This is a genomic window from Streptomyces sp. NPDC031225, from assembly GCF_055570355.1.
Map to the genome: position 1 here is coordinate 51,012 of NZ_JBVIHJ010000013.1, position 22,297 is coordinate 73,308.

21 protein-coding genes are annotated in these 22,297 nt (G+C 71.7%); 11 read left to right on the forward strand and 10 right to left on the reverse strand.

The genetic code is table 11. From position 1 onward, the window contains the following. Positions 1 to 181 precede the first annotated feature (181 nt). From ACZ48Z_RS22595 to paaA, 6 genes are all read right to left on the reverse strand, one after another. A complete protein-coding gene (locus ACZ48Z_RS22595) occupies positions 182 to 1,324 on the reverse strand; it encodes an acyl-CoA dehydrogenase family protein (RefSeq protein WP_468737653.1) in 1,143 nt (380 codons plus the stop codon). A gap of 161 nt (positions 1,325 to 1,485) precedes the next feature. Continuing rightward, on the reverse strand, positions 1,486 to 2,544 hold the full coding sequence (locus ACZ48Z_RS22600) for a 2Fe-2S iron-sulfur cluster-binding protein (protein ID WP_468737654.1): 1,059 nt from the start codon (positions 2,542 to 2,544) through the stop codon (positions 1,486 to 1,488). Then, entirely contained in the window at positions 2,544 to 3,146 is a 603-nt protein-coding gene (gene paaD / locus ACZ48Z_RS22605) for a 1,2-phenylacetyl-CoA epoxidase subunit PaaD (protein WP_468737655.1), read from the reverse strand. Before paaD ends, ACZ48Z_RS22600 begins: the two co-directional genes overlap by 1 nt. Further along, entirely contained in the window at positions 3,140 to 3,910 is a 771-nt protein-coding gene (gene paaC / locus ACZ48Z_RS22610) for a 1,2-phenylacetyl-CoA epoxidase subunit PaaC (RefSeq protein ID WP_468737838.1), read from the reverse strand. The genes paaD and paaC overlap by 7 nt, the downstream gene beginning before the upstream one ends. Positions 3,911 to 3,924: 14 nt before the next feature. Next, positions 3,925 to 4,212 (reverse strand): 1,2-phenylacetyl-CoA epoxidase subunit PaaB, encoded by a 288-nt coding sequence (paaB, locus tag ACZ48Z_RS22615; RefSeq protein WP_468737656.1) that lies wholly within the window; start codon positions 4,210 to 4,212, stop codon positions 3,925 to 3,927. Further along, positions 4,209 to 5,219, reverse strand: coding sequence for a 1,2-phenylacetyl-CoA epoxidase subunit PaaA (paaA, locus tag ACZ48Z_RS22620; protein WP_468737657.1), 1,011 nt, complete (start codon positions 5,217 to 5,219; stop codon positions 4,209 to 4,211). Before paaA ends, paaB begins: the two co-directional genes overlap by 4 nt. A 315-nt stretch (positions 5,220 to 5,534) precedes the next feature. Here paaA and ACZ48Z_RS22625 point away from each other — a divergent pair, with 315 nt between their 5' ends. Genes ACZ48Z_RS22625 through ACZ48Z_RS22635 form a run of 3 tightly spaced genes read left to right on the forward strand, consistent with a single transcriptional unit; the run spans position 5,535 to position 8,637 of the window. Continuing rightward, positions 5,535 to 6,524 carry a DUF5819 family protein gene (locus ACZ48Z_RS22625; protein WP_468737658.1) on the forward strand — a complete coding sequence of 330 codons (990 nt, stop codon included), beginning with the start codon at positions 5,535 to 5,537 and terminating at the stop codon, positions 6,522 to 6,524. Then, complete coding sequence (locus ACZ48Z_RS22630; RefSeq protein ID WP_468737659.1) at positions 6,521 to 7,894, forward strand: HTTM domain-containing protein; 1,374 nt, start codon at positions 6,521 to 6,523, stop codon at positions 7,892 to 7,894. Before ACZ48Z_RS22625 ends, ACZ48Z_RS22630 begins: the two co-directional genes overlap by 4 nt. Then, positions 7,891 to 8,637: a TrmH family RNA methyltransferase gene (locus tag ACZ48Z_RS22635; RefSeq protein WP_468737660.1), complete on the forward strand. Its 747-nt coding sequence runs from the start codon at positions 7,891 to 7,893 to the stop codon at positions 8,635 to 8,637. Before ACZ48Z_RS22630 ends, ACZ48Z_RS22635 begins: the two co-directional genes overlap by 4 nt. Here the strand turns inward: ACZ48Z_RS22635 and paaN are convergent. Further along, positions 8,634 to 10,325 (reverse strand): phenylacetic acid degradation protein PaaN, encoded by a 1,692-nt coding sequence (paaN, locus tag ACZ48Z_RS22640; protein ID WP_468737661.1) that lies wholly within the window; start codon positions 10,323 to 10,325, stop codon positions 8,634 to 8,636. The genes ACZ48Z_RS22635 and paaN overlap by 4 nt on opposite strands. A gap of 160 nt (positions 10,326 to 10,485) precedes the next feature. Here paaN and ACZ48Z_RS22645 point away from each other — a divergent pair, with 160 nt between their 5' ends. Both ACZ48Z_RS22645 and ACZ48Z_RS22650 read left to right on the forward strand, forming a co-directional pair. Beyond that, positions 10,486 to 12,003 carry a 3-hydroxyacyl-CoA dehydrogenase gene (locus ACZ48Z_RS22645; RefSeq protein WP_468737662.1) on the forward strand — a complete coding sequence of 506 codons (1,518 nt, stop codon included), beginning with the start codon at positions 10,486 to 10,488 and terminating at the stop codon, positions 12,001 to 12,003. Next, entirely contained in the window at positions 12,000 to 12,590 is a 591-nt protein-coding gene (locus tag ACZ48Z_RS22650) for a TetR/AcrR family transcriptional regulator (protein ID WP_468737663.1), read from the forward strand. Before ACZ48Z_RS22645 ends, ACZ48Z_RS22650 begins: the two co-directional genes overlap by 4 nt. Before the next feature lie 2 nt (positions 12,591 to 12,592). Here ACZ48Z_RS22650 and ACZ48Z_RS22655 read toward each other — a convergent pair whose 3' ends face one another. Next, positions 12,593 to 13,093: an Lrp/AsnC family transcriptional regulator gene (locus ACZ48Z_RS22655; RefSeq protein WP_389099480.1), complete on the reverse strand. Its 501-nt coding sequence runs from the start codon at positions 13,091 to 13,093 to the stop codon at positions 12,593 to 12,595. A gap of 175 nt (positions 13,094 to 13,268) precedes the next feature. Between ACZ48Z_RS22655 and pdhA the strand changes: the two genes are divergently transcribed. From pdhA to ACZ48Z_RS22685, 6 genes are all read left to right on the forward strand, one after another. Further along, positions 13,269 to 14,399, forward strand: a complete 1,131-nt coding sequence (gene pdhA, locus ACZ48Z_RS22660) for a pyruvate dehydrogenase (acetyl-transferring) E1 component subunit alpha (RefSeq protein ID WP_468737664.1) — start codon at positions 13,269 to 13,271, stop codon at positions 14,397 to 14,399. Continuing rightward, on the forward strand, positions 14,396 to 15,400 hold the full coding sequence (locus ACZ48Z_RS22665) for an alpha-ketoacid dehydrogenase subunit beta (protein ID WP_468737665.1): 1,005 nt from the start codon (positions 14,396 to 14,398) through the stop codon (positions 15,398 to 15,400). Before pdhA ends, ACZ48Z_RS22665 begins: the two co-directional genes overlap by 4 nt. Beyond that, positions 15,400 to 16,785, forward strand: a complete 1,386-nt coding sequence (locus ACZ48Z_RS22670; RefSeq protein ID WP_468737666.1) for a dihydrolipoamide acetyltransferase family protein — start codon at positions 15,400 to 15,402, stop codon at positions 16,783 to 16,785. Before ACZ48Z_RS22665 ends, ACZ48Z_RS22670 begins: the two co-directional genes overlap by 1 nt. A 188-nt stretch (positions 16,786 to 16,973) precedes the next feature. Then, entirely contained in the window at positions 16,974 to 17,885 is a 912-nt protein-coding gene (locus ACZ48Z_RS22675) for an NTP transferase domain-containing protein (protein WP_468737667.1), read from the forward strand. Next, complete coding sequence (locus ACZ48Z_RS22680) at positions 17,882 to 19,279, forward strand: molybdopterin molybdotransferase MoeA (RefSeq protein WP_468737668.1); 1,398 nt, start codon at positions 17,882 to 17,884, stop codon at positions 19,277 to 19,279. Before ACZ48Z_RS22675 ends, ACZ48Z_RS22680 begins: the two co-directional genes overlap by 4 nt. Beyond that, on the forward strand, positions 19,276 to 20,373 hold the full coding sequence (locus ACZ48Z_RS22685; RefSeq protein WP_468737839.1) for a potassium channel family protein: 1,098 nt from the start codon (positions 19,276 to 19,278) through the stop codon (positions 20,371 to 20,373). Before ACZ48Z_RS22680 ends, ACZ48Z_RS22685 begins: the two co-directional genes overlap by 4 nt. Before the next feature lie 39 nt (positions 20,374 to 20,412). Here ACZ48Z_RS22685 and ACZ48Z_RS22690 read toward each other — a convergent pair whose 3' ends face one another. Then, positions 20,413 to 21,261, reverse strand: a complete 849-nt coding sequence (locus ACZ48Z_RS22690; RefSeq protein ID WP_468737669.1) for an ABC transporter permease — start codon at positions 21,259 to 21,261, stop codon at positions 20,413 to 20,415. After that, positions 21,258 to 22,268 carry an ATP-binding cassette domain-containing protein gene (locus ACZ48Z_RS22695; RefSeq protein WP_468737670.1) on the reverse strand — a complete coding sequence of 337 codons (1,011 nt, stop codon included), beginning with the start codon at positions 22,266 to 22,268 and terminating at the stop codon, positions 21,258 to 21,260. The genes ACZ48Z_RS22690 and ACZ48Z_RS22695 overlap by 4 nt, the downstream gene beginning before the upstream one ends. Positions 22,269 to 22,297 lie beyond the last annotated feature (29 nt).

Here is a 22,297-nt window from a genome sequence, read left to right on the forward strand (position 1 = left end):
GGCGTGGGGGCTACCGCACGGACCCGGTTCGGGCCGTCCCGTGCCGCCCACGGGACGCGGACGCATCCGCCGACGGCGAGCACGAGAACGCCGGTCAGAAGCCGACGGAAAAAGACAGAACGAGCGTGATCGTGCGCGGCCTCCTCTCGGTCCGCCGGCCCAGGCAGACCGCGGTCCCGCCTCACCCCAGGGGATGTGCCGCCAGCAGGTCCCCCAACGCCTCCTCGTGTGCCGCCGCCGGACCGAGCGACAGCTCCAGGTGCTTGGCCCAGGCGTGGTAGCGGTGCAGAGGGTAGCTGACGTCCGCGCCGAAGCCGCCGTGCAGATGCTGGGCCGTCTGCACCACCCGCCGTACCCCCTCCGAGGCCCAGATCTTCGCCACCGCGACGTCCCCGGCGACCGGCAGCGCGCCCCGCGCCCCCGAGGAGATCCGCCACGCGGCCTGCCAAAGGGTGACCTCCATCGCGCGCAGGTCGATGTAGCGGTCGGCGGCCTGCACGGCGACGGCCTGGAAGGTGGCCACCGGGAACCCGAACTGCTCCCGCTTGCTGGTGTATTCGCTGCTCATCCGCAGCACCCGCTCGCCCAGACCGAGCGCCAGCGCGCACGTCCCCGTGGTCAGCAGGTCCCGCAGCCACTCCCACGCACCCTCGACGTCGATCACGTCCCGCGCGACGATCCGCGCCGACTCCAGCCGCAGCTCACCCAGCCGCTCCCCACTGGTGGAGAACTGCTCACCGAGCACGACCCCGTCATGAACCCGGGGTACCAGCGCGAGGACGGTCCGGCCTGCTGCCGTGTGTGCGGGTACGACGACGAAGTCCGCGTCGTACGCCCAGGGCACCGCCGTCTGCACTCCGTCCAGCGTCCAGTCGCCGCCCTCCCCCTCGTCCTGCCGCGCGGTGACGGCGAGTTCGGCAGCGTCGTGGCCGGTGCGGCCGCTCGAGGCGACGGTCAGCACGACCTCCCCGCGGCCGGCCCGCTCCAGCAACTCGGCCCTCAACTCCGGCCCGCCGTGAGCCTGTACGACCGCCATGGCCGCGCTGCTCTCCAGCAGCGGCACCCGGGCCAGCACCTTCGCCGACTCGCGCAGCACCAGGCACAGCGCTACGGCGTCCAGGCCCGCCCCGCCGTGTTCCTCGGCCACCAGCAGGCTCAGCAGGCCCGCGTCGGCGAGCTTGGCCCACAGCGCGCGGTCGTGTGTGTCGGCCACGGCGCCCGTGGTCAGCGCCGGGCTCGGCACCGCGTCCGGTGCGACATCGGCGAACACCCCCCGTGCCGCCTCGGCCGCCGCCTGCTGCTCCTCGCTGAAGGTGAAGTCCACGGTCCTGTCCTTCCGACGGTCAGCCGATCTGACGGTCCGTCAAGATAGAACAGGTTCTAGAAGAAGGGAACGGGCTGCCGAGTCCGACGTGCCGGTGAACAGCTCCCGGCCGGCTCCCTGGCCCGCCCGCTCCCTGTTCCGTCGCTCCGCTGTCCCGTTGTTCACCTGTCGAAGTCGAGCTCCACCTTCTCCGTCACCGGATGCGACTGGCATGCCAGCACGTACCCGGCTTCCGTCTCCTCCGGTTCCAGCGCGAAGTTGCGGTTCATGCGCACCTCTCCCGAGACGAGGAACGCCCGGCAGGTCCCGCACACCCCGCCCTTGCAGGCGTAGGGCGCGTCGGGCCGGTTGCGCAGCACCGTCTCCAGGAGCGACTCGCCGTCCTGGACGGGCCAGCTGCCGCCGCGTCCGTCGAGCCGGGCGGTCACCGTGCTGTGCGCGAGCGCGGGCACGGTCTGCGCCGGGGCCGTTCCGGCGTCCACGTGGAAGATCTCCTCGTGGATGTGGGTGCGGGGAACGCCGAGCTCCCGCAACGCACGTTCCGCGCCCTGCACCAGCCCGAACGGCCCGCACAGGAACCACCCCGCCACCCGCTCCACCGGCAACAGCGCGGGCAGCAGTCCGGTCAGCCGCTCCCGGTCGAGCCGGCCGGACGGCAGCCCGGCCTGCTGCTCCTCACGCGAGAGCATCGTGACGAGCTGGAACCTCTCGGGGTAGCGGTCCTTCAGGTCCGCCACCTCCTCCAGGAACATCGTGGACGCGGAGGTGCGGTCGCTGCGGATCAGACAGAACCGTGCCTCGGGCTCACGCGCCAGCAGCGTCGCCACGATCGACAGCACCGGGGTGATGCCGCTGCCGCCGACGATGGCCGCGTACAGCCCGGGCGCCGGGTCCAGGGTGAACCGGCCCGCCGGTGTCATCACCTCCAGCTCGTCGCCGACGTTGATCTCCTTGAGCGCGTACGTCGAGAAGGCCCCGCCCTCCACCAGCCGCACCCCGACCCGCAGTTCGCCCGGTCCCTCGCCGTCGGGTGCCGGGGAGCAGATCGAGTAGGTCCGGCGTATCTCCTCGCCGTCGGCCGTGCGGCGCAGCGCGAGATGCTGGCCCGGTGCGTGCCGGTACTCCTCGCGCAGCCCGGGCGGCACGGTGAAGGTCAGGGCCACGGAGTCCTCGGTGAGCCGGTCGACCGCGGCCACCGGGAGCGGGTGGAAGCGGGCCATCACAACTCCTTGAAGTGGTCGAACGGTTCACGGCAGTCGAGGCACCGCCGCAGCGCCTTGCACGCGGTGGAGGAGAAGCGGCTGAGCAGTTCCGTCTCGGCGGAGCCGCAGAGCGGGCAGCGGACGGGCTCCGCGTCGGGAGTGGCGGCGAGAGGTGCTCCGATGGTGGCGCCGGAGCTGGTCTGCGACGAGGGCGTCACCGGGTCGGCTTCCGCATCGCGCGTTCGTGTCGGCCCCAACTGCATCGCGACCGGCCCCGCCGCCCTGTTCGCGCGGGGTGGGGCGATGCCGAACTCCCGTAGCTTGCGGCGGCCTTCGGCCGTGATGTCGTCGGTCGACCAGGCCGGTGCGAGGACCGTGCGGACGGTGACCTCGCGCATGCCGTGTTCGCGCAGCACCCGCTCTATGTCCAGGGACATCGCCTCGACGGCCGGGCAGCCGGTGTAGGTCGGGGTCAGCTCGACCTCGACCGAGTCCGCGCCCCGCGCACGCACCGAGCGCAGCACACCCAGCTCGCGCAGGGTGATGACGGGCAGTTCCGGGTCGGGTACCGAACCGGCGAGGGCGAACAGTTCGGTCTCCAGGGGGGTGAGCGTCACCATGACGCCCCCGGGTGGCTGCGGTGCAGGTGCTGCATCTCGGCGAGCATCCGTCCGAAGGACTCGGTGTGCAGGCCCTGTCGTCCCGCCCCGGCCTTCCACGCACCCGTCCGCGGACCCTCGGGCACGGTCAGGGTGGCCCGGCGCAGCACATCCCCGACGGACGCGAGCCAGGCCGCTTCCATGCGCTCCACGTCGACGTCGAGGCCCTTCACCGGCTGGAACATCTCGCCGGTGAACCGCCACAGCGCCTCGCAGGCCCGCTGCATCAGCTTGTGACTCTCCTCGGTGCCGTCGCCGAGCCGCAGGGTCCACTGCTCGGCGTGGTCGCGGTGATACGCGACCTCCTTGACGGCCTTCGCGGCGAGCGGGGCGAAGGGGCCGCCGCCCGCGGCCAGTTCGGCGTGGAGCAGATGCTGGTAGGTGGAGAAGTAGAGCTGGCGGACGATGGTGTGGGCGAAGTCGCCGCGCGGCTGCTCCACCAGCTGGAGGTTGCGGAAGGCGCGCTCCTCGCGCAGATACGCCAACTCGTCCTCGTCGCCGACCATGGACAGCAGCACCCGGGCCTGGCCGAGCAGGTCCAGGGCGATGTTGGCGAGGGCGACCTCCTCCTCCAGGACGGGGGCGTGGCCCGCCCATTCGCCCAGGCGGTGGGAGAGCACCAGCGCGTCGTCGCCGAGGGCGAGGGCGGCCGCGGCGATGACGGGGGCGGGCGGGTGTGCGGCCGGGGCGGACGGGGTGGGCGCAGTCGTCGGCTGCGGGGTCATCGTCTCCGATGTCGTCACAGGTGCTTCACCCCTTCCGGGATCTCGTAGAACGTCGGGTGCCGGTACGGCTTGTCGGCGGACGGCTCGAAGAACGGGTCCTTCTCGTCGGGTGAGGAAGCCGTGATCGCGGACGAGGGAACCACCCAGATCGAGATGCCCTCGCCGCGCCGGGTGTACAGATCGCGGGCGTTGCGCAGGGCGAGTTCCGCGTCCGGGGCGTGCAGGCTGCCGGCGTGGGTGTGGGAGAGACCGCGGCGCGAGCGCACGAAGACCTCCCACAGGGGCCATTCGATGTTCGTCATGCGCGTGCCGCTCCTGTCTCGCCGGTGTGCTTCGCCGCGTAGGCCGCGGCCGCCTCCCGCACCCAGGCGCCCTCTTCGTGCGCCTTCCTGCGCCGGCTTATGCGCTGTTCGTTGCACGGGCCGTTGCCCTTCAGGACCTCCCGGAACTCCGTCCAGTCGATCGGGCCGAAGTCGTGGTGCCCCCGCTCCTCGTTCCACCTGAGGTCCGGGTCCGGGAGTGTGAGTCCCAGGGACTCGGCCTGCGGGACGCAGATGTCCACGAAGCGCCGGCGCAGCTCGTCGTTGGAGTGGCGCTTGATCTTCCACGCCATCGACTGAGCGGAGTGCGCGGACTCGTCGTCGGGCGGGCCGAACATCATCAGGGACGGCCACCACCAGCGGTTCACCGCGTCCTGGGCCATCGCGTGCTGCTCGGGGGTGCCGTTGCTCAGGGCCAGCAGCAGTTCGTAGCCCTGGCGCTGGTGGAAGGACTCCTCCTTGCAGACACGGACCATGGCGCGCGCGTACGGGCCGTAGGAGCAGCGGCACAGGGGGACCTGGTTGGTGATCGCGGCGCCGTCCACCAGCCAGCCGATCGCACCGACGTCCGCCCAGGTCAGGGTGGGGTAGTTGAAGATCGAGGAGTATTTCTGGCGGCCGGAGTGCAGCTTGTCCAGGAGTTCGTCGCGGCTGGTGCCGAGCGTTTCGGCCGCGCTGTACAGGTAGAGACCGTGCCCTGCCTCGTCCTGGACCTTGGCCATCAGGATGGCCTTGCGGCGCAGGGAGGGCGCACGCGTGATCCAGTTCGCCTCCGGCTGCATGCCGATGATCTCGGAGTGGGCGTGCTGGGCGATCTGGCGGACGAGGGTCGCGCGGTAGGCGTCGGGCATCCAGTCGCGTGGCTCGATGCGCTCGTCGGCGGCCACGGCGGCGTCGAAGTCCCTCTCGTACGCGGTCGTGTCGCCGACGGCATCCTGAGTGCCGTACGCCTGTGTACTCGCCGTCTGGTGCACGGCTGCTGTCGCCATGAGGCCCCCTCGACCTGGGCTCCGCCGGAATCCGCTCCCGACCGATCGTTCGGTTCGTGCGATTCCATGGTGTGCCGGGCGCCGTATGGTGTCAACCGCTGTGGAAAACCCGGGGTGCCGCCTGTGGAAAACCCGGTGGGCGTGAGAACGGCCACGGCGGGGCCTGTCGACGAGGGCTGTGCGGGGTGGTCGGGCCTGAGTACCGTGCCGGTGCGAGCCACCGCGGCAACGCGGGCGCAGGTGCCGTTCACGGGTGCCGTGGCGCCCTGCGGCCGTGGGGGCCGGAAGACGGACCGGAATCGGGAACGGGGCGGAATGGACGCGTACGACGGAGGCTCGAACGCCCGGCGACGACCGGGTGCTCCGAGCGGGCCGGGCGATGCCCCCGGGCCGGACGGCCGGGACGAGCCGACCGCACCCACCGCAGCCCCCGCACCGACCACCCCCGCCGAGCGGGCGGATTCGACGACGCCTATCGAGCATCCCGCGGGTGACGGACGCCCGGTCACCACAGACCGACCTGCCGGGCACACGGACACCCACACCGTGATACGTCGCCCCGTGCCCGCTACGCACCACGAACCCGGCGTGACTCCCCCCGGCTTCCGCGAAGAACCTCCCGGCCACGCCGCCGGACACACCGCGTTCCCCGACCCCCGTACCGGTGTCGCCGCACTCTCCTTCCGCTACCAGATCGGTGTCGCCCTGGCGTTGGCCGTCGTAGCCATCGCCGTCTGTGTGCACATCGGAATGGTGTTCCTGCATGTCGCGCCGTCGAACACGGTGACCAAGCAGCACGGCAGCGCGGTCGACGACTGGATCTACCCGGAGTTCGAGCAGAACTGGAAGCTGTTCGCGCCGAACCCGCTCCAGCAGGACATCGCGGTGCAGGTACGGGCCCGGATCCGCAGCGCAGACGGCGGCAGTCGTACGACGGGCTGGTACGACCTGTCCGCCCAGGACGGCCGGGCCATAGACGGCAATCCGCTGCCGAGTCACACCCAGCAGAACGAGTTGCGCCGCTCCTGGGACTTCTTCGTCGCCACGCACGACTCCGGCAACCGTCCGATCGGTCTGCGCGGCACTCTGTCCGAGACGTATCTGCGGCGCATCGTGGTGCTGCGGCTGGATCGCGAGAACGCCACCGCGCGGGGCGGCGTCCTCACAAGCGTCCAGGTCCGCTCCAGGACCGCCAACGTCCCCCCGCCGAAGTGGAGCGAGGAGAAGGTCTCGGTGCAGCCGGTCTACCGTGAGCTGTCCTGGTGGGCCGTGACGGCGGACGACACCGAGGGGAGCACCCGGTGAACCGATTCGCCCTGGCGGTGTCCAACGCCATCGCCCGCGTCACCGAAGCCACCCTGGGCCCCTGGCAGAGCGCGATGATCCGCATCGGCTTCAGCGCGACCTGGCTGCTGTTCCTGTTGCGTGAGTTCCCGCACCGCCAGGAGCTCTACGGCCCGGACGGCCCGTGGAACTGGAATCTCGCCGAGCAGCTGATCGCGACCAACGGCGCGTTCACGGCGCTGATGTGGTCGGACGGCCGATTCTGGTTCGAGACCGTCTATGTGCTCGCCGTCCTGTCGAGCTTCCTGCTGCTGCTGGGCTGGCGCACTCGCACGATGTCCGTTCTGTTCATGGTCGGCGTGCTGTCGCTGCAGAACCGCAGCATCTTCATGGGCGACGGCGGCGACAACGTCCTGCACCTGATGTGCATCTACCTCGTCTTCACGCGCTGCGGCCAGGTCTGGTCGCTGGACGAGCGGCGGGCCCGGCGTACCCGTGAGGCACGCGCGCGTGGGGAGCACGTCGTGGACCGGGTCGGGCCGGCCCTGTGGGTCGCTCTCGGGTTGGTCCTGGGGGCGGCGGCGTTCCTCGGCAAGCTGGGCGGCGACTGGGTGGTTCCGGCGCTGCTGTGGGCCCTGTGGCTGACGCAGGCCCTGTGGTGGGTGATCGGGCGCTTCGCCAGGTCGGACCAGCCGCGGATCGCGCTCGACGTGGTCGCCAACATCGTCCACAACGGCGCCCTGGTCGTGATCATGGCCGAGGCCTGTCTGATCTACGCGACGGCGGGCTGGTACAAGATCCAGGGTTCGCGCTGGCAGGACGGCACCGCCGTTTACTACCCCCTCCAGCTGGAGTCCTTCTCGCCGTGGCCCGCTCTCGCCCACCTGCTGTCGTCCCACGGCGTCATGGTGATGCTGGTGACGTACGGGACGGTCGCGGTGCAGGTCGCCTTCCCGTTCACGCTGTTCAACCGGCGGGTCAAGAACGTCCTGCTGGCGGCGATGATCACTGAGCACGCGGTGATCGCGGTCGTCCTCGGCCTGCCGTTCTTCTCGCTGGCGATGATCGCCGCCGACTCGGTCTTCCTGCCGACGTCGTTCCTGCGGCGGCTCGGCGACGGGGCCGTACGCACGCGTGGCCGGCTGTGGGCGAGGTTCGCGGGCGGAGGCGGCCCCGGCCCGGGTCTGCCGGGACAGCGAGGTCCGAAGGAGCAGCGGGCAGCGAAGGAGCGGCCTGCAGCCAAGGAGCCGAGCGCCGCACTGCTCCCGCAATCCGCCGACAGCCCCGGCGGCCATCCCAGAGACCCCGAGGACCCCAGAGACCCCAAGAACCCCAGCCACCCCGGCGACCCCGAGAACCCCGATCACACGCACGTAGGCTTCCCCGCATGACCGGTACCGATCCCGTGAGCCTGTGGCACCGGCTCGCCGACACCTCCGTGCTGCTCGACGGCTTCCACGCCCTCAAGCACGCGGTGCGCTTCGGGGCCGAGGTCCCGGTGGCGGTCACCGTCGACCGGGGTGCCGCGCTCGCCCTGGCCGAGGAAATGGCGCCGGACGTACGGCCCACCCTGGACGCGCTGCTGACACAGGTCCCGGAGACGGTGTACCGGGCCCTCGTGCCGCGTCCGCACCCCACCGAGGTGGCGGCACTGGCCGTACGACCGTCCCGGGCCGTCCATCTCGAGAAGCTGGCGCACACGCCGCGTACCGCTCCCGTCGTGGTCCTCGACAACCCGCGCAACCTCGGCAACGCGGGGGCCGTGATCCGGCTGGCCGCGGGGTTCGGGGCGACGGGAGTGGTCACCACGGGCACCCTCGACCCCTGGCACCCGACGGTCGTGCGTGGCGGGGCGGGCCTGCACTTCGCGACCGCCGTGGAACGGCTCACCGTCGCCGAGCTGCCGCCCGGCCCGGTGTTCGCGCTGGACCCCGAGGGCGACGACATCCGGGGCGTGAAGCTCCCGGACGACGCCGTCCTCGCCTTCGGCTCCGAGCGCAGTGGCCTGTCGGCCGAACTACGCGCGCGTGCCGATCACCTGGTCGCGCTTCCCATGCGTCCCCAGGTCTCCAGCTACAACCTGGCGACGAGCGTGGCGATGACGCTCTACCACTGGAGTCTCGCCGCTTCCTAGGCGTCCCGGCGGACCTCGACCACGCGGAACCGGTTGGCGACGAACGCGCCGTCGCACAGTGCGGCGTTCGCCGCCGGGTTGCCGCCCGATCCGTGGAAGTCGGAGAACGCGGCCGTCTGGTTGACGTACACCCCGCCGGCGAGGTTCAGCGACAACTGGGCCGCCTCCTCCAGGCACACCTCCTGGACGGCCTGCTCGACCTCGGCGTCCGTGGTGTACGCGCCGACCGTCATCGCGCCCTTCTCACGGACCGTGCGCCGCAGCAGCTCCACCGCGTCGGCCGCCGAGTCGACCGCGACGGCGAAGGAGACGGGTCCGAAGCACTCGCTCATGTAGGCGGCCTCGTCGTCCGGCTTGGCGCCGTCCAGCTTGACGACGACGGGTGTACGGACGACCGCGTCCGGGAACTCCGGGTTGCGGATCTCCCTCGACGCGAGGGCGACCTCACCCAGCCCCGCCGCCGCCTCCAGACGGGACTTCACGTCGGGGTTCACGATCGCGCCCAGCAGCCCGTTCGCGCGTGCGTCGTCGCCGAGGAGGCCGTCGATGGAGCGGGCCAGGTCGGCGACCACCTCGTCGAAGGTCTTGGGACCCTCGTCGGTGCGGATGCCGTCCCGGGGGATCAGCAGGTTCTGCGGTGTCGTGCACATCTGGCCGCTGTACAGCGACAGCGAGAAGGCCAGGTTGGCGAGCATCCCCTTGTAGTCACCGGCCGACTCCACGAGCACCGTGTTGACGCCGGCCTTCTCGGTGTAGACCTGCGCCTGGCGGGCGTTGGCCTCCAGCCAGTCGCCGAACGCCGTCGAGCCCGTGTAGTCGATGATCCGGATCTCCGGGCGCGTGGCCAGGGTCTTCGCGATGCCCTCGCCGGGGCGCTCGGCGGTGAGCGCGACCAGGTTCGGGTCGAAGCCGTTCTCGCTCAGGACCTCGCGCGCGACCTGGACCGTGAGGGCGAGCGGCAGCACCGCGCGCGGGTGCGGCTTCACCAGCACGGCGTTGCCGGTGGCCAGGGAGGCGAACAGGCCCGGGTAGCCGTTCCACGTCGGGAAGGTGTTGCAGCCGATGACCAGGCCGATCCCGCGCGGAACCGGCGTGAACCGCTTGGTGAGCGCGAGCGGGTCGCGCTTGCCCTGCGGCTTGCTCCACTCCGCGGTGTCGGGCGTGCGGACCTGCTCCGCGTACGCGTACGCCACCGCTTCCAGGCCGCGGTCCTGCGCGTGCGGGCCGCCCGCCTGGAACGCCATCATGAACGCCTGGCCGCTGGTGTGCATGACCGCGTGCGCGAACTCGTGGGTCCGGGCGCTGATCCGCCCCAGGATCTCCAGACAGACCATCGCGCGGATCTCCGCACCCGCGTCGCGCCAGGCCTTCTGGCCCGCCTTCATCGCGGGCAGCAGCACGTCGACGTCCGCGTGCGGGTACTCGATGCCCAGCTCGATGCCGTACGGCGAGACCTCGCCGCCGACGAAGTCGTCCGTGCCGGGCTGGCCGAGGTCGAGGCGGGTGCCCAGAAGGGCGTCGAAGGCGGCCTTGCCCGCCGCCATGTCGAGGCTGCCGTTCTCGCCGTAGGCCTTGGGGTGTTCGGGGTGCGGGGACCAGTACGCGCGTGTGCGGATCGCTTCGAGCGCCTGGTCGAGGGTGGGCCGGTGCTTGGCGATCAGCTGGTGGGCGGTCGGTTCGGCGGCCATGCGGGACCAACTCCTCGTCTTTCGAACTCTTCGTCGAGCTCATGACCTGGGCAGAAACATGGGCAGGAACAGCCACTCAGGGTTAGAGTAACCGAACGATCGGTCGGGACAAGGGGGTCCGCCGCATCTGTGGAAAACGCCGTGCGGGAGGATCGCGCACATGACAGCACTCGACCTCAGCAGCCCCGTGGCCGTCGTCGGCACCGGCACCATGGGCCAGGGCATCGCCCAGGTCGCGCTGGTCGCCGGGCACTTCGTGCGGCTGTACGACGCCGTGCCCGGTCGCGCGCGGGAGGCGGCCGACGCGATCGGCGCCCGGCTGGACCGGCTCGTCGAGAAGGACCGGCTCACCGCGTCGGACCGGGACGCGGCGCGCACCCGTCTCGTGCCGGCCGAGCACCTCACCGACCTCGCGGACTGCGCCCTGGTCGTCGAGGCCGTCCTGGAGCGGCTGGACGTCAAGCAGCAGCTGTTCCGCGAGCTGGAGGACGTCGTCGACGAGGACTGCCTGCTCGCCACCAACACCTCCTCCCTGTCCGTGACCGCAGTCGCCGGCGCCCTGCGCAACCCGGGCCGTGTCGTCGGCCTGCACTTCTTCAACCCGGCGCCCCTGCTGCCGCTGGTCGAGGTGGTCTCCGGGTTCGCCACCGACGTCTCGTCGGCCACACGCGCGTACGAGACGGCGCGCGCGTGGGGCAAGACGCCGGTCGCCTGCGCCGACACCCCCGGCTTCATCGTCAACCGCATCGCCCGGCCGTTCTACGCCGAGGCCTTCGCCGTCCACGAGGCCCAGGGCGCCGAGCCCGCCACCATCGACGCCGTGCTGCGCGAGTCCGGCGGGTTCAAGATGGGCGCGTTCGAACTGACCGACCTGATCGGCCAGGACGTCAACGAGTCCGTCACGCACTCCGTGTGGCGGGCCTTCTTCCAGGACGTGCGCTTCGCGCCCTCGCTCGCCCAGCAACGCCTGGTGGAGTCGGGTCGGCTGGGCCGCAAGAGCGGGCAGGGCTGGTACGACTACACGGACGGCGCCGAGCGCGACGAGCCGCACACCGCGGAGCGGGCCCAGCCGCCCGCGTACGTCGTCGCCGAGGGCGACCTGGGCCCCGCGTCCGAACTGCTCGCCCTGATCCGCGAGGCGGGCATCCAGGTCCGCGAGGACGAGGAGGACCACGGCACCCGGCTGGTCATGCCGAGCGGTGGTCAGCTCGCGCTCGCCGACGGGCAGACCTCGGTGGAGTTCCGGGACGTCGTCTACTTCGACCTCGCGCTGGACTACCGCAGGGCCACCCGCATCGCGCTGTCCGCCTCCCAGGACACCTCGCAGCAGACCCTCGGCGAGGCCGTCGGGCTGTTCCAGGCGCTCGGCAAGGACGTCAGCGTCATCGGTGACGTCCCCGGCATGATCGTGGCCCGTACGGTCGCCCGGATCGTCGACCTCGCGCACGACGCCGTGGCCAAGGGCGTGGCCACCGAGGAGGACATCGACACCGCGATGCGACTCGGCGTGAACTATCCGCTGGGCCCGTTCGAGTGGAGCCGCAGGCTCGGCCGCAACTGGGCCTACGCCCTCCTCGACGACCTGCACATGCGCGACCCCTCCGGGCGGTACGCGCCGTCGCTCGCGCTGTACCGCCACGCGTACGCCTCCGACAAGCGGGAGGGCAGCACCTCATGACGACCGCCAAGCGCGACACGTACACCCCGGACACGCTGCTGTCCGTCGCCGTCCAGGTCTTCAACGAGCGCGGCTACGACGGCACGTCCATGGAGCACCTCTCCAAGGCCGCCGGCATCTCCAAGTCGTCGATCTACCACCATGTCTCCGGCAAGGAGGAGCTGCTGCGCCGGGCGGTCAGCCGGGCCCTGGACGGCCTCTTCGGGATCCTCGACGAGGAGCACGCGCGTGTGGGGCGTGCCTCCGAGCGCCTGCAGTACGTGGTGCGGCGCATGGTCGAGGTGCTGATCGCCGAACTGCCGTACGTGACACTGCTGCTGCGGGTGCGCGGCAACACCGGCACCGAGCGCTGGGCCCTGGAGCGGCGCCGCGACTTCGACCACCGGGTCGCCGAGCTGCTGAAGGCGGCGGCCGCCGACGGGGACGTGCGCGGTGACGTGGAGGTACGGCTCGCGACCCGGCTGATGTTCGGCATGATCAACTCCGTCGTGGAGTGGTACCGGCCGGACGGACGGGGCGGCAGCGAGCGCGAAGTGACGGACGCGGTGGCGCAGTTGGTCTTCGAAGGGCTGCGAAAGGCGCCCTGAGGTCAGCTCTGCGGCTCCAGGTCCTCCTCCTCGAAGACCAGCAGGGTGCGGCTGCTGAGGACCTCGGGGATCGCCTGGAGGCGGGTGAGGACGAGTTCGCGCAGGGATCTGTTGTCCGGCGTGTGGACGAGGAGCAGTACGTCGAAGTCACCGCCGACCAGCGCGATGTGCGAAGCCCCGGGCAGCTGTCTGAGCTGCTCGCGGACCGTGCGCCAGGAGTTCTGGACGATCTTCAGGGTGATGTAGGCCGAGGTGCCCTGTCCCGCGCGTTCGTGGTTGACGCGGGCCCCGAAGCCGCGGATGACGCCGTCCTCGACGAGGCGGTTGATGCGCGCGTAGGCGTTGGCGCGCGAGACATGGACCCGCTCGGCGACCGACCGTATCGACGCACGGCCGTCCGCCTGGAGCATCTGGAGGATGTCCTGATCGATGGCGTCGAGGGGACGCGGGGGCGGGAGCGGGGTGCCGCCCTCCGTGCCGTCGGCCATTTGTTCAGGTGCCATGTCCCCCCGCCTCCCTGCCATGGACGTACTGCGTCCATCTCAGGCTGTGGAGAACCGTTTGTCCACAGCCTGAGGGGGCCTGTAGCCAAAATGTGCCGACGACCGAACAATCGGTAGGTGAGACGCCTCACAGCCGTGATGCGTCCGAAGCCGTCTCCCACGAGGAGGTGCCGTCATGACGGTCATGGAGCAGCGGGGCGCGTACCGGCCATCACCGCCACCCGCCTGGCAGCCCCGCACGGACCCCGCGCCGTTGCTGCCCGACCCCGAGCCGTACCGGGTCCTCGGCACCGACGCGGCCGCGAAGGCCGATCCGGCCCTCCTGCGCCGCCTGTACGCCGAACTGGTCCGCGGTCGCCGCTACAACACCCAGGCCACCGCCCTCACCAAGCAGGGCCGTCTCGCGGTCTACCCCTCCAGCACCGGCCAGGAGGCCTGCGAGGTCGCCGCCGCGCTCGCCCTGCAGGACCGCGACTGGCTCTTCCCCAGCTACCGCGACACCCTCGCCGCCGTCGCCCGCGGCCTGGACCCCGTCCAGGCGCTGACCCTCCTGCGCGGCGACTGGCACACCGGCTACGACCCGCGCGAGCACCGCGTAGCCCCCCTGTGCACCCCCCTGGCCACCCAGCTCCCGCACGCCGTGGGCCTCGCGCACGCCGCCCGCCTCAAGGGCGACGACGTGGTCGCGCTCGCCATGGTCGGCGACGGCGGCACCAGCGAGGGCGACTTCCACGAGGCGCTGAACTTCGCCGCCGTCTGGCAGGCGCCGGTCGTCTTCCTCGTCCAGAACAACGGCTTCGCCATCTCCGTCCCGCTCGCCAAGCAGACCGCGGCCCCCTCACTGGCCCACAAGGCCGTCGGCTACGGCATGCCGGGCCGTCTGGTCGACGGCAACGACGCGGCCGCCGTGCACGAGGTCCTCAGCGCCGCCGTACGGCACGCACGCGCGGGCGGCGGTCCCACCCTGGTCGAGGCGATCACATACCGCGTGGACGCCCACACCAACGCAGACGACGCGACCCGCTACCGCGGCGACGCCGAGGTCGAGACCTGGCGCGGGCACGACCCGATCGCCCTCCTGGAGCACGAACTGACCGAGCGCGGACTGATCGACGAGGCCGGCATCGAGGCCGCACGCCAGGACGCCGAGGTGTTCGCCGCCGCCCTGCGCGAGCGCATGAACCAGGACCCGGTCCTGGACCCCATGGACCTCTTCGCGCACGTCTACGCCGAGCCCACCCCGCAGCTGCGCGAGCAGCAGGCCGTGCTGCTGGCCGAGCTGGAGGCCGAGGGGGACACCCGATGACCACCGTCGCCCTCAAACCGGCCACCATGGCGCAGGCCTTCACGCGCGCATTGCGCGACGCGATGGCGGCCGACCCCACCGTGCACGTCATGGGCGAGGACGTCGGCACCCTCGGCGGTGTCTTCCGGGTCACCGACGGCCTCGCCAAGGAGTTCGGCGAGGACCGCTGCACGGACACCCCGCTCGCCGAGGCGGGCATCCTCGGCACGGCCGTCGGCATGGCGATGTACGGACTGCGCCCGGTCGTGGAGATGCAGTTCGACGCCTTCGCCTACCCGGCGTTCGAGCAGCTGATCAGCCATGTGGCGAAGATGCGCAACCGCACGCGCGGGGCGATGCCGCTCCCGATCACCATCCGTGTCCCCTACGGCGGCGGCATCGGCGGGGTCGAGCACCACAGCGACTCCTCCGAGGCGTACTACATGGCGACTCCCGGGCTCCACGTCGTCATGCCCGCGACCGTCGCCGACGCCTACGGCCTGCTGCGCGCGGCCATCGCCTCCGACGACCCGGTCGTCGTCCTGGAGCCCAAGCGGCTCTACTGGTCGAAGGACGCCTGGAACCCCGACGACCCGCAGGCCGTTGAACCGATAGGCCGCGCGGTGGTGCGGCGCCCCGGTCGGAGCGCCACACTCATCACGTACGGGCCGTCCGTACCCGTGTGCCTCGAAGCCGCCGAGGCCGCGCGGGAGGAGGGCTGGGACCTCGAAGTCGTCGACCTGCGCTCGCTGGTGCCGTTCGACGACGACACGGTCTCGGCCTCGGTACGGCGGACCGGGCGAGCGGTCGTCGTGCACGAGTCGGGCGGGTTCGGCGGACCGGGCGGAGAGATCGCGGCCCGGGTCACCGAGCGCTGCTTCCACCATCTGGAGGCGCCGGTGCTCCGTGTGGCCGGGTTCGACATCCCCTATCCGCCGCCGATGCTGGAGCGTCACCACCTGCCCGGTGTGGACCGGATCCTGGACGCCGTGGGGCGTCTTCAGTGGGAGGCGGAGAGCTGATGGCGCAGGTGCTCGAGTTCAGGCTGCCGGATCTCGGCGAGGGCCTGACCGGGGCGGAGATCGTCCGCTGGCTGGTCGAGGTCGGCGACGTCGTCGCGGTCGACCAGCCGGTCGTCGAGGTCGAGACGGCCAAGGCGATGGTCGACGTCCCCTGCCCCTACGCAGGCGTGGTCACGGCCCGCTTCGGCGAGGAGGGCACGGAGCTTCCCGTGGGGTCGCCGCTGATCACGGTGGCGGTCGGAGCCGCGGACTCCGGCGGTTCGACGGAGGGCTCGGGGAACGTACTGGTCGGGTACGGCACCTCGGAGGCACCCGCGCGGCGCCGGAGGGTACGGCCCGCATCCGCCGCGGCCGCGAACGGCCGGAGCGTCGCCGCCGAGCCGGTCGAGAAGCGTCACGACGAGCCGCGGCCGGACCCGGCTGGAGCCGTACGGGCCGACGGCTCCGGGGCGATCGCGGACCGCCGGGCCGGTGCGCCCGAGGCCGTGGTGGACGGTCCCGTGCCCGTGATCTCGCCCCTGGTGCGCCGTCTCGCGCGTGAGAACGGCCTCGACCTCAAGGAGCTCGTCGGCACCGGCCCCGAGGGGCTGATCCTGCGGGCGGACGTCGAGTACGCCCTGCGTGCCGCGGCCGTGCAGAGGCGTACGGCACCCGCGCCGGCCGCCACCCCGGCGCCCGCCCCCGCGACCACGTCCGGAGGGACCCGCATCCCCCTCAAGGGCGTCCGAGGCGCCGTCGCCGACAAGCTGTCGCGCAGTCGGAGCGAGATCCCCGACGCCACCTGCTGGGTGGACGCGGACGCGACGGAGCTGATGCGGGCCCGCGCGGCGATGAACGCCGCAGGGGGGCCGAAGATCTCCCTGCTCGCGCTGCTCGCCCGGATCTGCACCGCCGCGCTGGCCCGGTTCCCGGAGCTCAACTCCACCGTGGACATGGCGGCCAGGGAGATCGTGCGACTGGACGCCGTGCATCTCGGGTTCGCCGCGCAGACCGAACGCGGACTGGTCGTACCGGTGGTGAAGGACGCGCACGCGCGCGACGCCGAGTCGTTGTCCGCGGAGTTCGCCCGGCTGACCGAGGCGGCCCGCACCGGCACCCTCACCCCGGCGGAACTCACCGGCGGCACCTTCACGTTGAACAACTACGGCGTGTTCGGTGTCGACGGCTCCACGCCGATCATCAACCACCCCGAGGCGGCCATGCTCGGTGTCGGCCGCATCGTCCCCAAGCCGTGGGTGCACGAGGGCGAGCTGGCGGTGCGCCAGGTCGTGCAGCTCTCGCTCACCTTCGACCACCGGGTGTGCGACGGCGGCACGGCGGGCGGCTTCCTGCGGTATGTGGCGGACTGTGTCGAACAGCCCACGGTCCTGCTGCGCACGCTCTGATCACGGCGCCGCGATCGGACCACCGCCGGTGATCGCGGCGCCGCCCACAGCCCACCGCCGGTGATCGCGGCGCCCTCGCCGAGACCGCCCCCTGTGTTCGCGGCGCCGCCCTCCGGCCCCCGCGCCACCTCTGATCGCGGCGCCGCCCGCACGTTCCCTGTGATCGCGGTGGCACGCATACTCAGGGGGTGACCTCGCACGAGCCCCTGGCCGACCCGGGCACCGATCCCGTGTACGACGTGGTCGTGCTCGCAGGAGGCGGTGCCCGGCGGCTCGGCGGCGCCGACAAGCCCGGTCTCAGAGTGGGCGGGCGTGCCCTGCTCGACCGGGTCCTCGCCGCCTGCACGGGCGCCCGCAGCACCGTCGTCGTCGCCGATCCGCGCCCCACCGCCCGGCCGGTGACCTGGGCCCGCGAGGACCCGCCCGGCGGCGGCCCGCTGGCCGCCCTCGACGCCGGCCTGAGACACATCACGGCGCGGCACGTCCTGGTGGTCTCCGCCGACCTGCCGTTCCTCCAGGAGGCCACCGTGCGGCTGTTGCTGACCGTCCTGCGCACGGGCGGCGCCGACGGTGTGCTGCTCACCGACGCCGACGGCCGCGACCAGCCGCTGGTGGCCGTGTATCGCTCGCACTCACTGCGCCATGAACTAAACGCACTCACGAAGGAGCACGGCACGCTCTCCGGCCTCCCCCTGCGCCGGCTGACCGCCGTGCTCGACCTCACCCGAGTCCCCGACCCCGTCGCGTCCTTCGACTGCGACACCTGGGACGACATCGCCACCGCCAGGGCACGCATCAGGGAGCATGGGCACGTGTTGGATGAATGGATTTCCGCAGTCAAGGACGAGCTGGGCATCGACCTCGACGTCGACACCGGCGTGCTGCTCGACCTCGCCCGTGACGCCGCCCACGGCGTGGCCAGGCCGGCGGCACCGCTGACCACCTTCCTCGTCGGCTACGCGGCCGCGCAGGCAGGCGGCGGTCCCGAAGCCGTCGCCGAGGCCTCCCGCAAGGCCGTCGCCCTGGCCCTGCGCTGGGCCGACGAGGACGCCGCCGCCACACCCGACGGGGCCCCCGAAGCCCGCCCGGACGCCGGATGACGGCCCGGTCCCTGCGCACCGGTGAGGACGCCGGACCCGCCGAAGACGCCGACGAACTCGACGTCGAGGAGGCGCTGGCCCTCGTGAGGGACGACCACGACCGCACCCCGGGCGACCAGGCGCCCGCGCCGGACGCCGCCGCCCCGGAGCAGGGACCGCGGCACGGCCCCGGACACCGCCCGGACGCCCACCACAAGGCGACCCCCTGGCCCGAGGCCCGGGAGACCGCCGCCCGGGCGGCACGCGCCGTCACCCGCAGCGCCCCAGTCTCCGTACGGCTCGACGACGCTCTCGGCCTCACCCTGGCCGCCCCCCTCGACGCCCTCACCGACCTGCCCTCCTTCGACACCTCGGCCATGGACGGCTGGGCGGTCGCCGGACCGGGCCCCTGGGCCGTCCGGGACGAGGGCGTACTCGCCGGGCACGCCGAGCCCGCGCCCCTCACCGACGGCGAGGCGGCCCGGATCGCCACCGGCGCCCGCGTCCCCCTGGACACCACCGCCGTCCTGCGCAGCGAGCACGGCCAGATCGACGAGAAGGGCAGGCTGCACGCCACCCGCGAGGTCGTGCACGGCCAGGACATCCGCCCGCGCGGACAGGAGTGCCGCAGCGGCGACCGGCTCCTGCCGACCGGCACCCTCGTTACCCCGGCCGTCCTGGGCCTGGCCGCGGCCGCCGGGTACGACACTCTCGCCGCCGTTCCCCGCCCTCGCGTCGAAGTCCTCGTCCTCGGCGACGAGTTGCTCACCGAGGGCACCCCGCGCGACGGTCTGATCCGGGACGCGCTCGGTCCGATGCTCCCGCCCTGGCTGCGCGCGCTCGGCGCCGAGGTCATCGCCGTACGCCGGCTCGGCGACGCGGCCGAGGCCCTGCACAAGGCGGTCACCCGTTCCCCGGCCGACGTGATCATCACGTCCGGCGGCACCGCCGCCGGACCCGTCGACCACGTCCACCCCACCCTGCGCCGCATCGGCGCCGAACTCCTGGTCGACGGCGTCAAGGTGCGCCCCGGTCACCCCATGCTGCTGGCCCGCACCAAGGAGAACCAGCACCTGGTCGGTCTGCCGGGCAACCCCCTGGCCGCCGTCTCCGGTCTGCTCACGCTCGCCGAGCCGCTGCTGCGGGCCCTGGCCGCACGTCCGGCCCCGGAGCCGTACACCCTGCCCCTGAGGGACGAGGTGCACGGCCACCCGTACGACACCCGGCTCGTCCCCGTCGTCCTGCGCGGCGACGCGGCGGTCCCGCTGCACTACAACGGTCCGGCCATGCTGCGGGGCATCGCCGCCGCGGATGCCCTCGCCGTCGTACCGCCCGGGGGTACCCGGCCCGGGCAGGAGACCGAACTCCTCGATCTGCCCTGGGCGGCCGCAGGGATCGGGGTGTGTTTCACGTGAAACTTCCGGGCCATGACGCGATCGCCCGGCAGGCGGACGAGCATCTTGCGACCCGCAAGGTGAAACTCCCCAGGAAGATGGTGGAGCATCCCTTCCGGCAGGTCGCCAGACGGCTCTTTCTGGCGCTGTTCCTGCTGGTCGCGACCTCGGTGATCGTCTACGCCGACCACGGCGGCTACAACGACAACTCCGACGGGTCCGTCGACCTGCTCGACTCCTTCTACTACGCGACCGTCACGCTCTCCACCACCGGATACGGCGACATCACCCCGGTCAGCGACGCCGCCCGGTTCACCAACATCTTCGTCATCACGCCCCTGAGGGTGCTGTTCCTGATCGTTCTGGTCGGTACGACGCTCGAGGTTCTCACCGAACGCACCCGGGAGGAATGGCGACTCAACCGCTGGAGGTCCACCTTGCGCGACCACACCGTCGTCGTCGGTTTCGGCACGAAGGGACGGTCGGCGATCGAGACCGTCTGCGTGACGGGACTGAAGAAGGAGCAGGTCGTGGTGGTCGACCCGAGTGGCAAGGTGATCGAGGCCGCGACCGCCGACGGCTACGCGGGAGTCATGGGCGACGCGACACGCAGCGATGTGCTCAAGCAGGCCGAGGTGCACCGGGCCCGGCAGATCATCATCGCGACACAGCGCGACGACACCGCGGTCCTCGTGACGCTGACGGCCCGGCAGATGAACAGGACGGCGAAGATCGTGGCCGCCGTGCGCGAGGAGGAGAACGCCCCCCTGCTCAAGCAGTCGGGCGCGGACGCGGTCATCACCAGCGCCAGCGCGGCCGGCCGGCTTCTCGGGCTGTCGGTGCTGAGCCCCGCCGCGGGCATGGTGATGGAGGACCTGATCCAGCAGGGCAGTGGGCTGGACATCGTCGAACGGCCGGTCATAAAGGCCGAGGTGGGCAGGAAGCCGCGGGAGACGGAGGACCTGGTGGTGAGCATCGTCCGCGGACACCGGGTGCTCGGATACGACGATCCGGCCGTCGGGACGCTGGCGCTGACGGACCGGCTGATCACGATCGTGCGGGCGACGCCGGGCACCCAGGTGGCACCCGACGTCCGCCCCATGCCGCCGACCTGATCCCTTGTGCCCGACGTCCGCCCCTGCTGCCGAAACTGATCACTTGCGGTTGTAGAGCCGCATCGTGACCGGCCCGAAGACCGCGATGAACAGGCCCGCCCACCCCAGGGACCAGGCGATCTCGTCGGTGGGCCAGTCACCCGCCATCAGTTCCCGGACGGCCGAGGACAGATGGGTGACCGGGCTGTTGTTGACGAAGGCCTGGAGCCAGCCCGGCATGGTCCTCGGGTCGACGAAGACGTTGGACAGGAAGGTCAGCGGGAAGATCACCATCATGCTGACGCCCATCACCGACTTCTCGGTGCGCAGCAGCAGCCCGAACATGGTCCAGATCCACGAGAACGCGAACGAGAACACGAGCAGCAGCGCGATGCCGGCGAGCACCCCGCCGACCCCGCCGTCCGGGCGGTAACCGATGGCCAGGCCGACGACGAGCATCACCACGGACGCGATGGTGTAGCGCAGGGCGTCGCCGAGCAGATAGCCGACCATCACCGAGGGCCGCCAGATCGGCAGCGTACGGAAGCGGTCGAAGACGCCCTTCTCGATGTCGGTGTTGACCGAGACGCCTGTGTACATCGTGATCATCACGACCGACATCACCAGGATGCCCGGCAGCAGGAACTGGATGTACTCCGTCGGGGACCCGGCCAGGGCGCCCCCGAACAGATACGTGTACATCAGCACCATCATGATCGGGAACGCGGTGACGTCGAAGAGCTGCTCCGGCACGTGCTTGATCTTGAGGATCGCCCGCCAGCCGAAGGTCAGCGAGGCCGACAGCGCGCTCGGACGCGCCGGCCGCTCGCCGGTGACCAGCAGCGCGGCCAGCGACTCGGCGCTGACGGGGGCGAGATCCTGGGCCTCGGTCTGCGTCACGGTGCTCATGCCGCGATCTCCTCCGTGTCCTGGGTGTCCTGGGTGTCCTGGGTGGAGTGTCCGGTGAGGGCGAGGAACACCTCGTCCAGGCTGGGCTGCCCCAGTGAGAAGTTGTCGACGGTGATGCCGGTGCGGGCCAGTTCGGCGAGGGCGCGGGAGGCCTGTTCGGCGGCGGTGTCGCCCGCCGCGGTGGCCAGGCGGGCCGTCAGGGCGACCGGATCGGGTTCCAGCTGCACGCGGGCGTCCAGGAAGCGTCGTAGGACTTCTGCGGCCTCGGACCGCCGACCGCCGTCCCTGAGGCGCAGATGGACGGTTCCGGCGCCCACGGAGGCCTTCAGTTCGCCCTTGGTGCCCTCGGCGATCACCCTGCCGTGGTCGATGACGGCGATCCGCGAGGCCAGCTGGTCGGCCTCGTCCAGGTACTGCGTGGTCAGCAGCACGGTGGTGCCCTGGGCGACGACCGCGCGCACGATGTCCCACACCTGGTTGCGGCTGCGCGGGTCCAGCCCCGTGGTGGGCTCGTCCAGGAAGAGCAGGTCGGGCGTGTTGAGGATGGACGCGGCGATGTCGATACGGCGCCGCATGCCACCGGAGTAGTGCTTGACCTGCTTCCCGGCGGCGTCCGTCAGCCCGAAGGCCTCCAGGAGCTGACCGGCACGCGTGTGTGCGGCCTTCTTGTGGTGACCGAGGAGGCGGCCCAGCAGGACCAGGTTCTCGGTGCCGGTGAGGTCCTCGTCGACCGAGGCGTACTGGCCGGTGAGGCTGACACGGCCGCGGACCTCGTCGGCCTCGTGGACGACGTCGTGCCCGAAGACGTGGGCCTGGCCGCCGTCAGGCCGCAGGAGGGTGGCGAGCATCTTCACGGTGGTGGTCTTGCCGGCGCCGTTCGGGCCGAGGACGCCGTAGACCGTGCCGGCCGGCACGGCGAGGTCGACTCCGTCGACGGCCCTGGTCTCGCCGAACGTCTTCACCAGGCCTGTGGTCTCGATGGCCAGGGCTGACGTGTGCTGGCTCATGGTGTGTCCTTCCGCGTACACGGGCTACG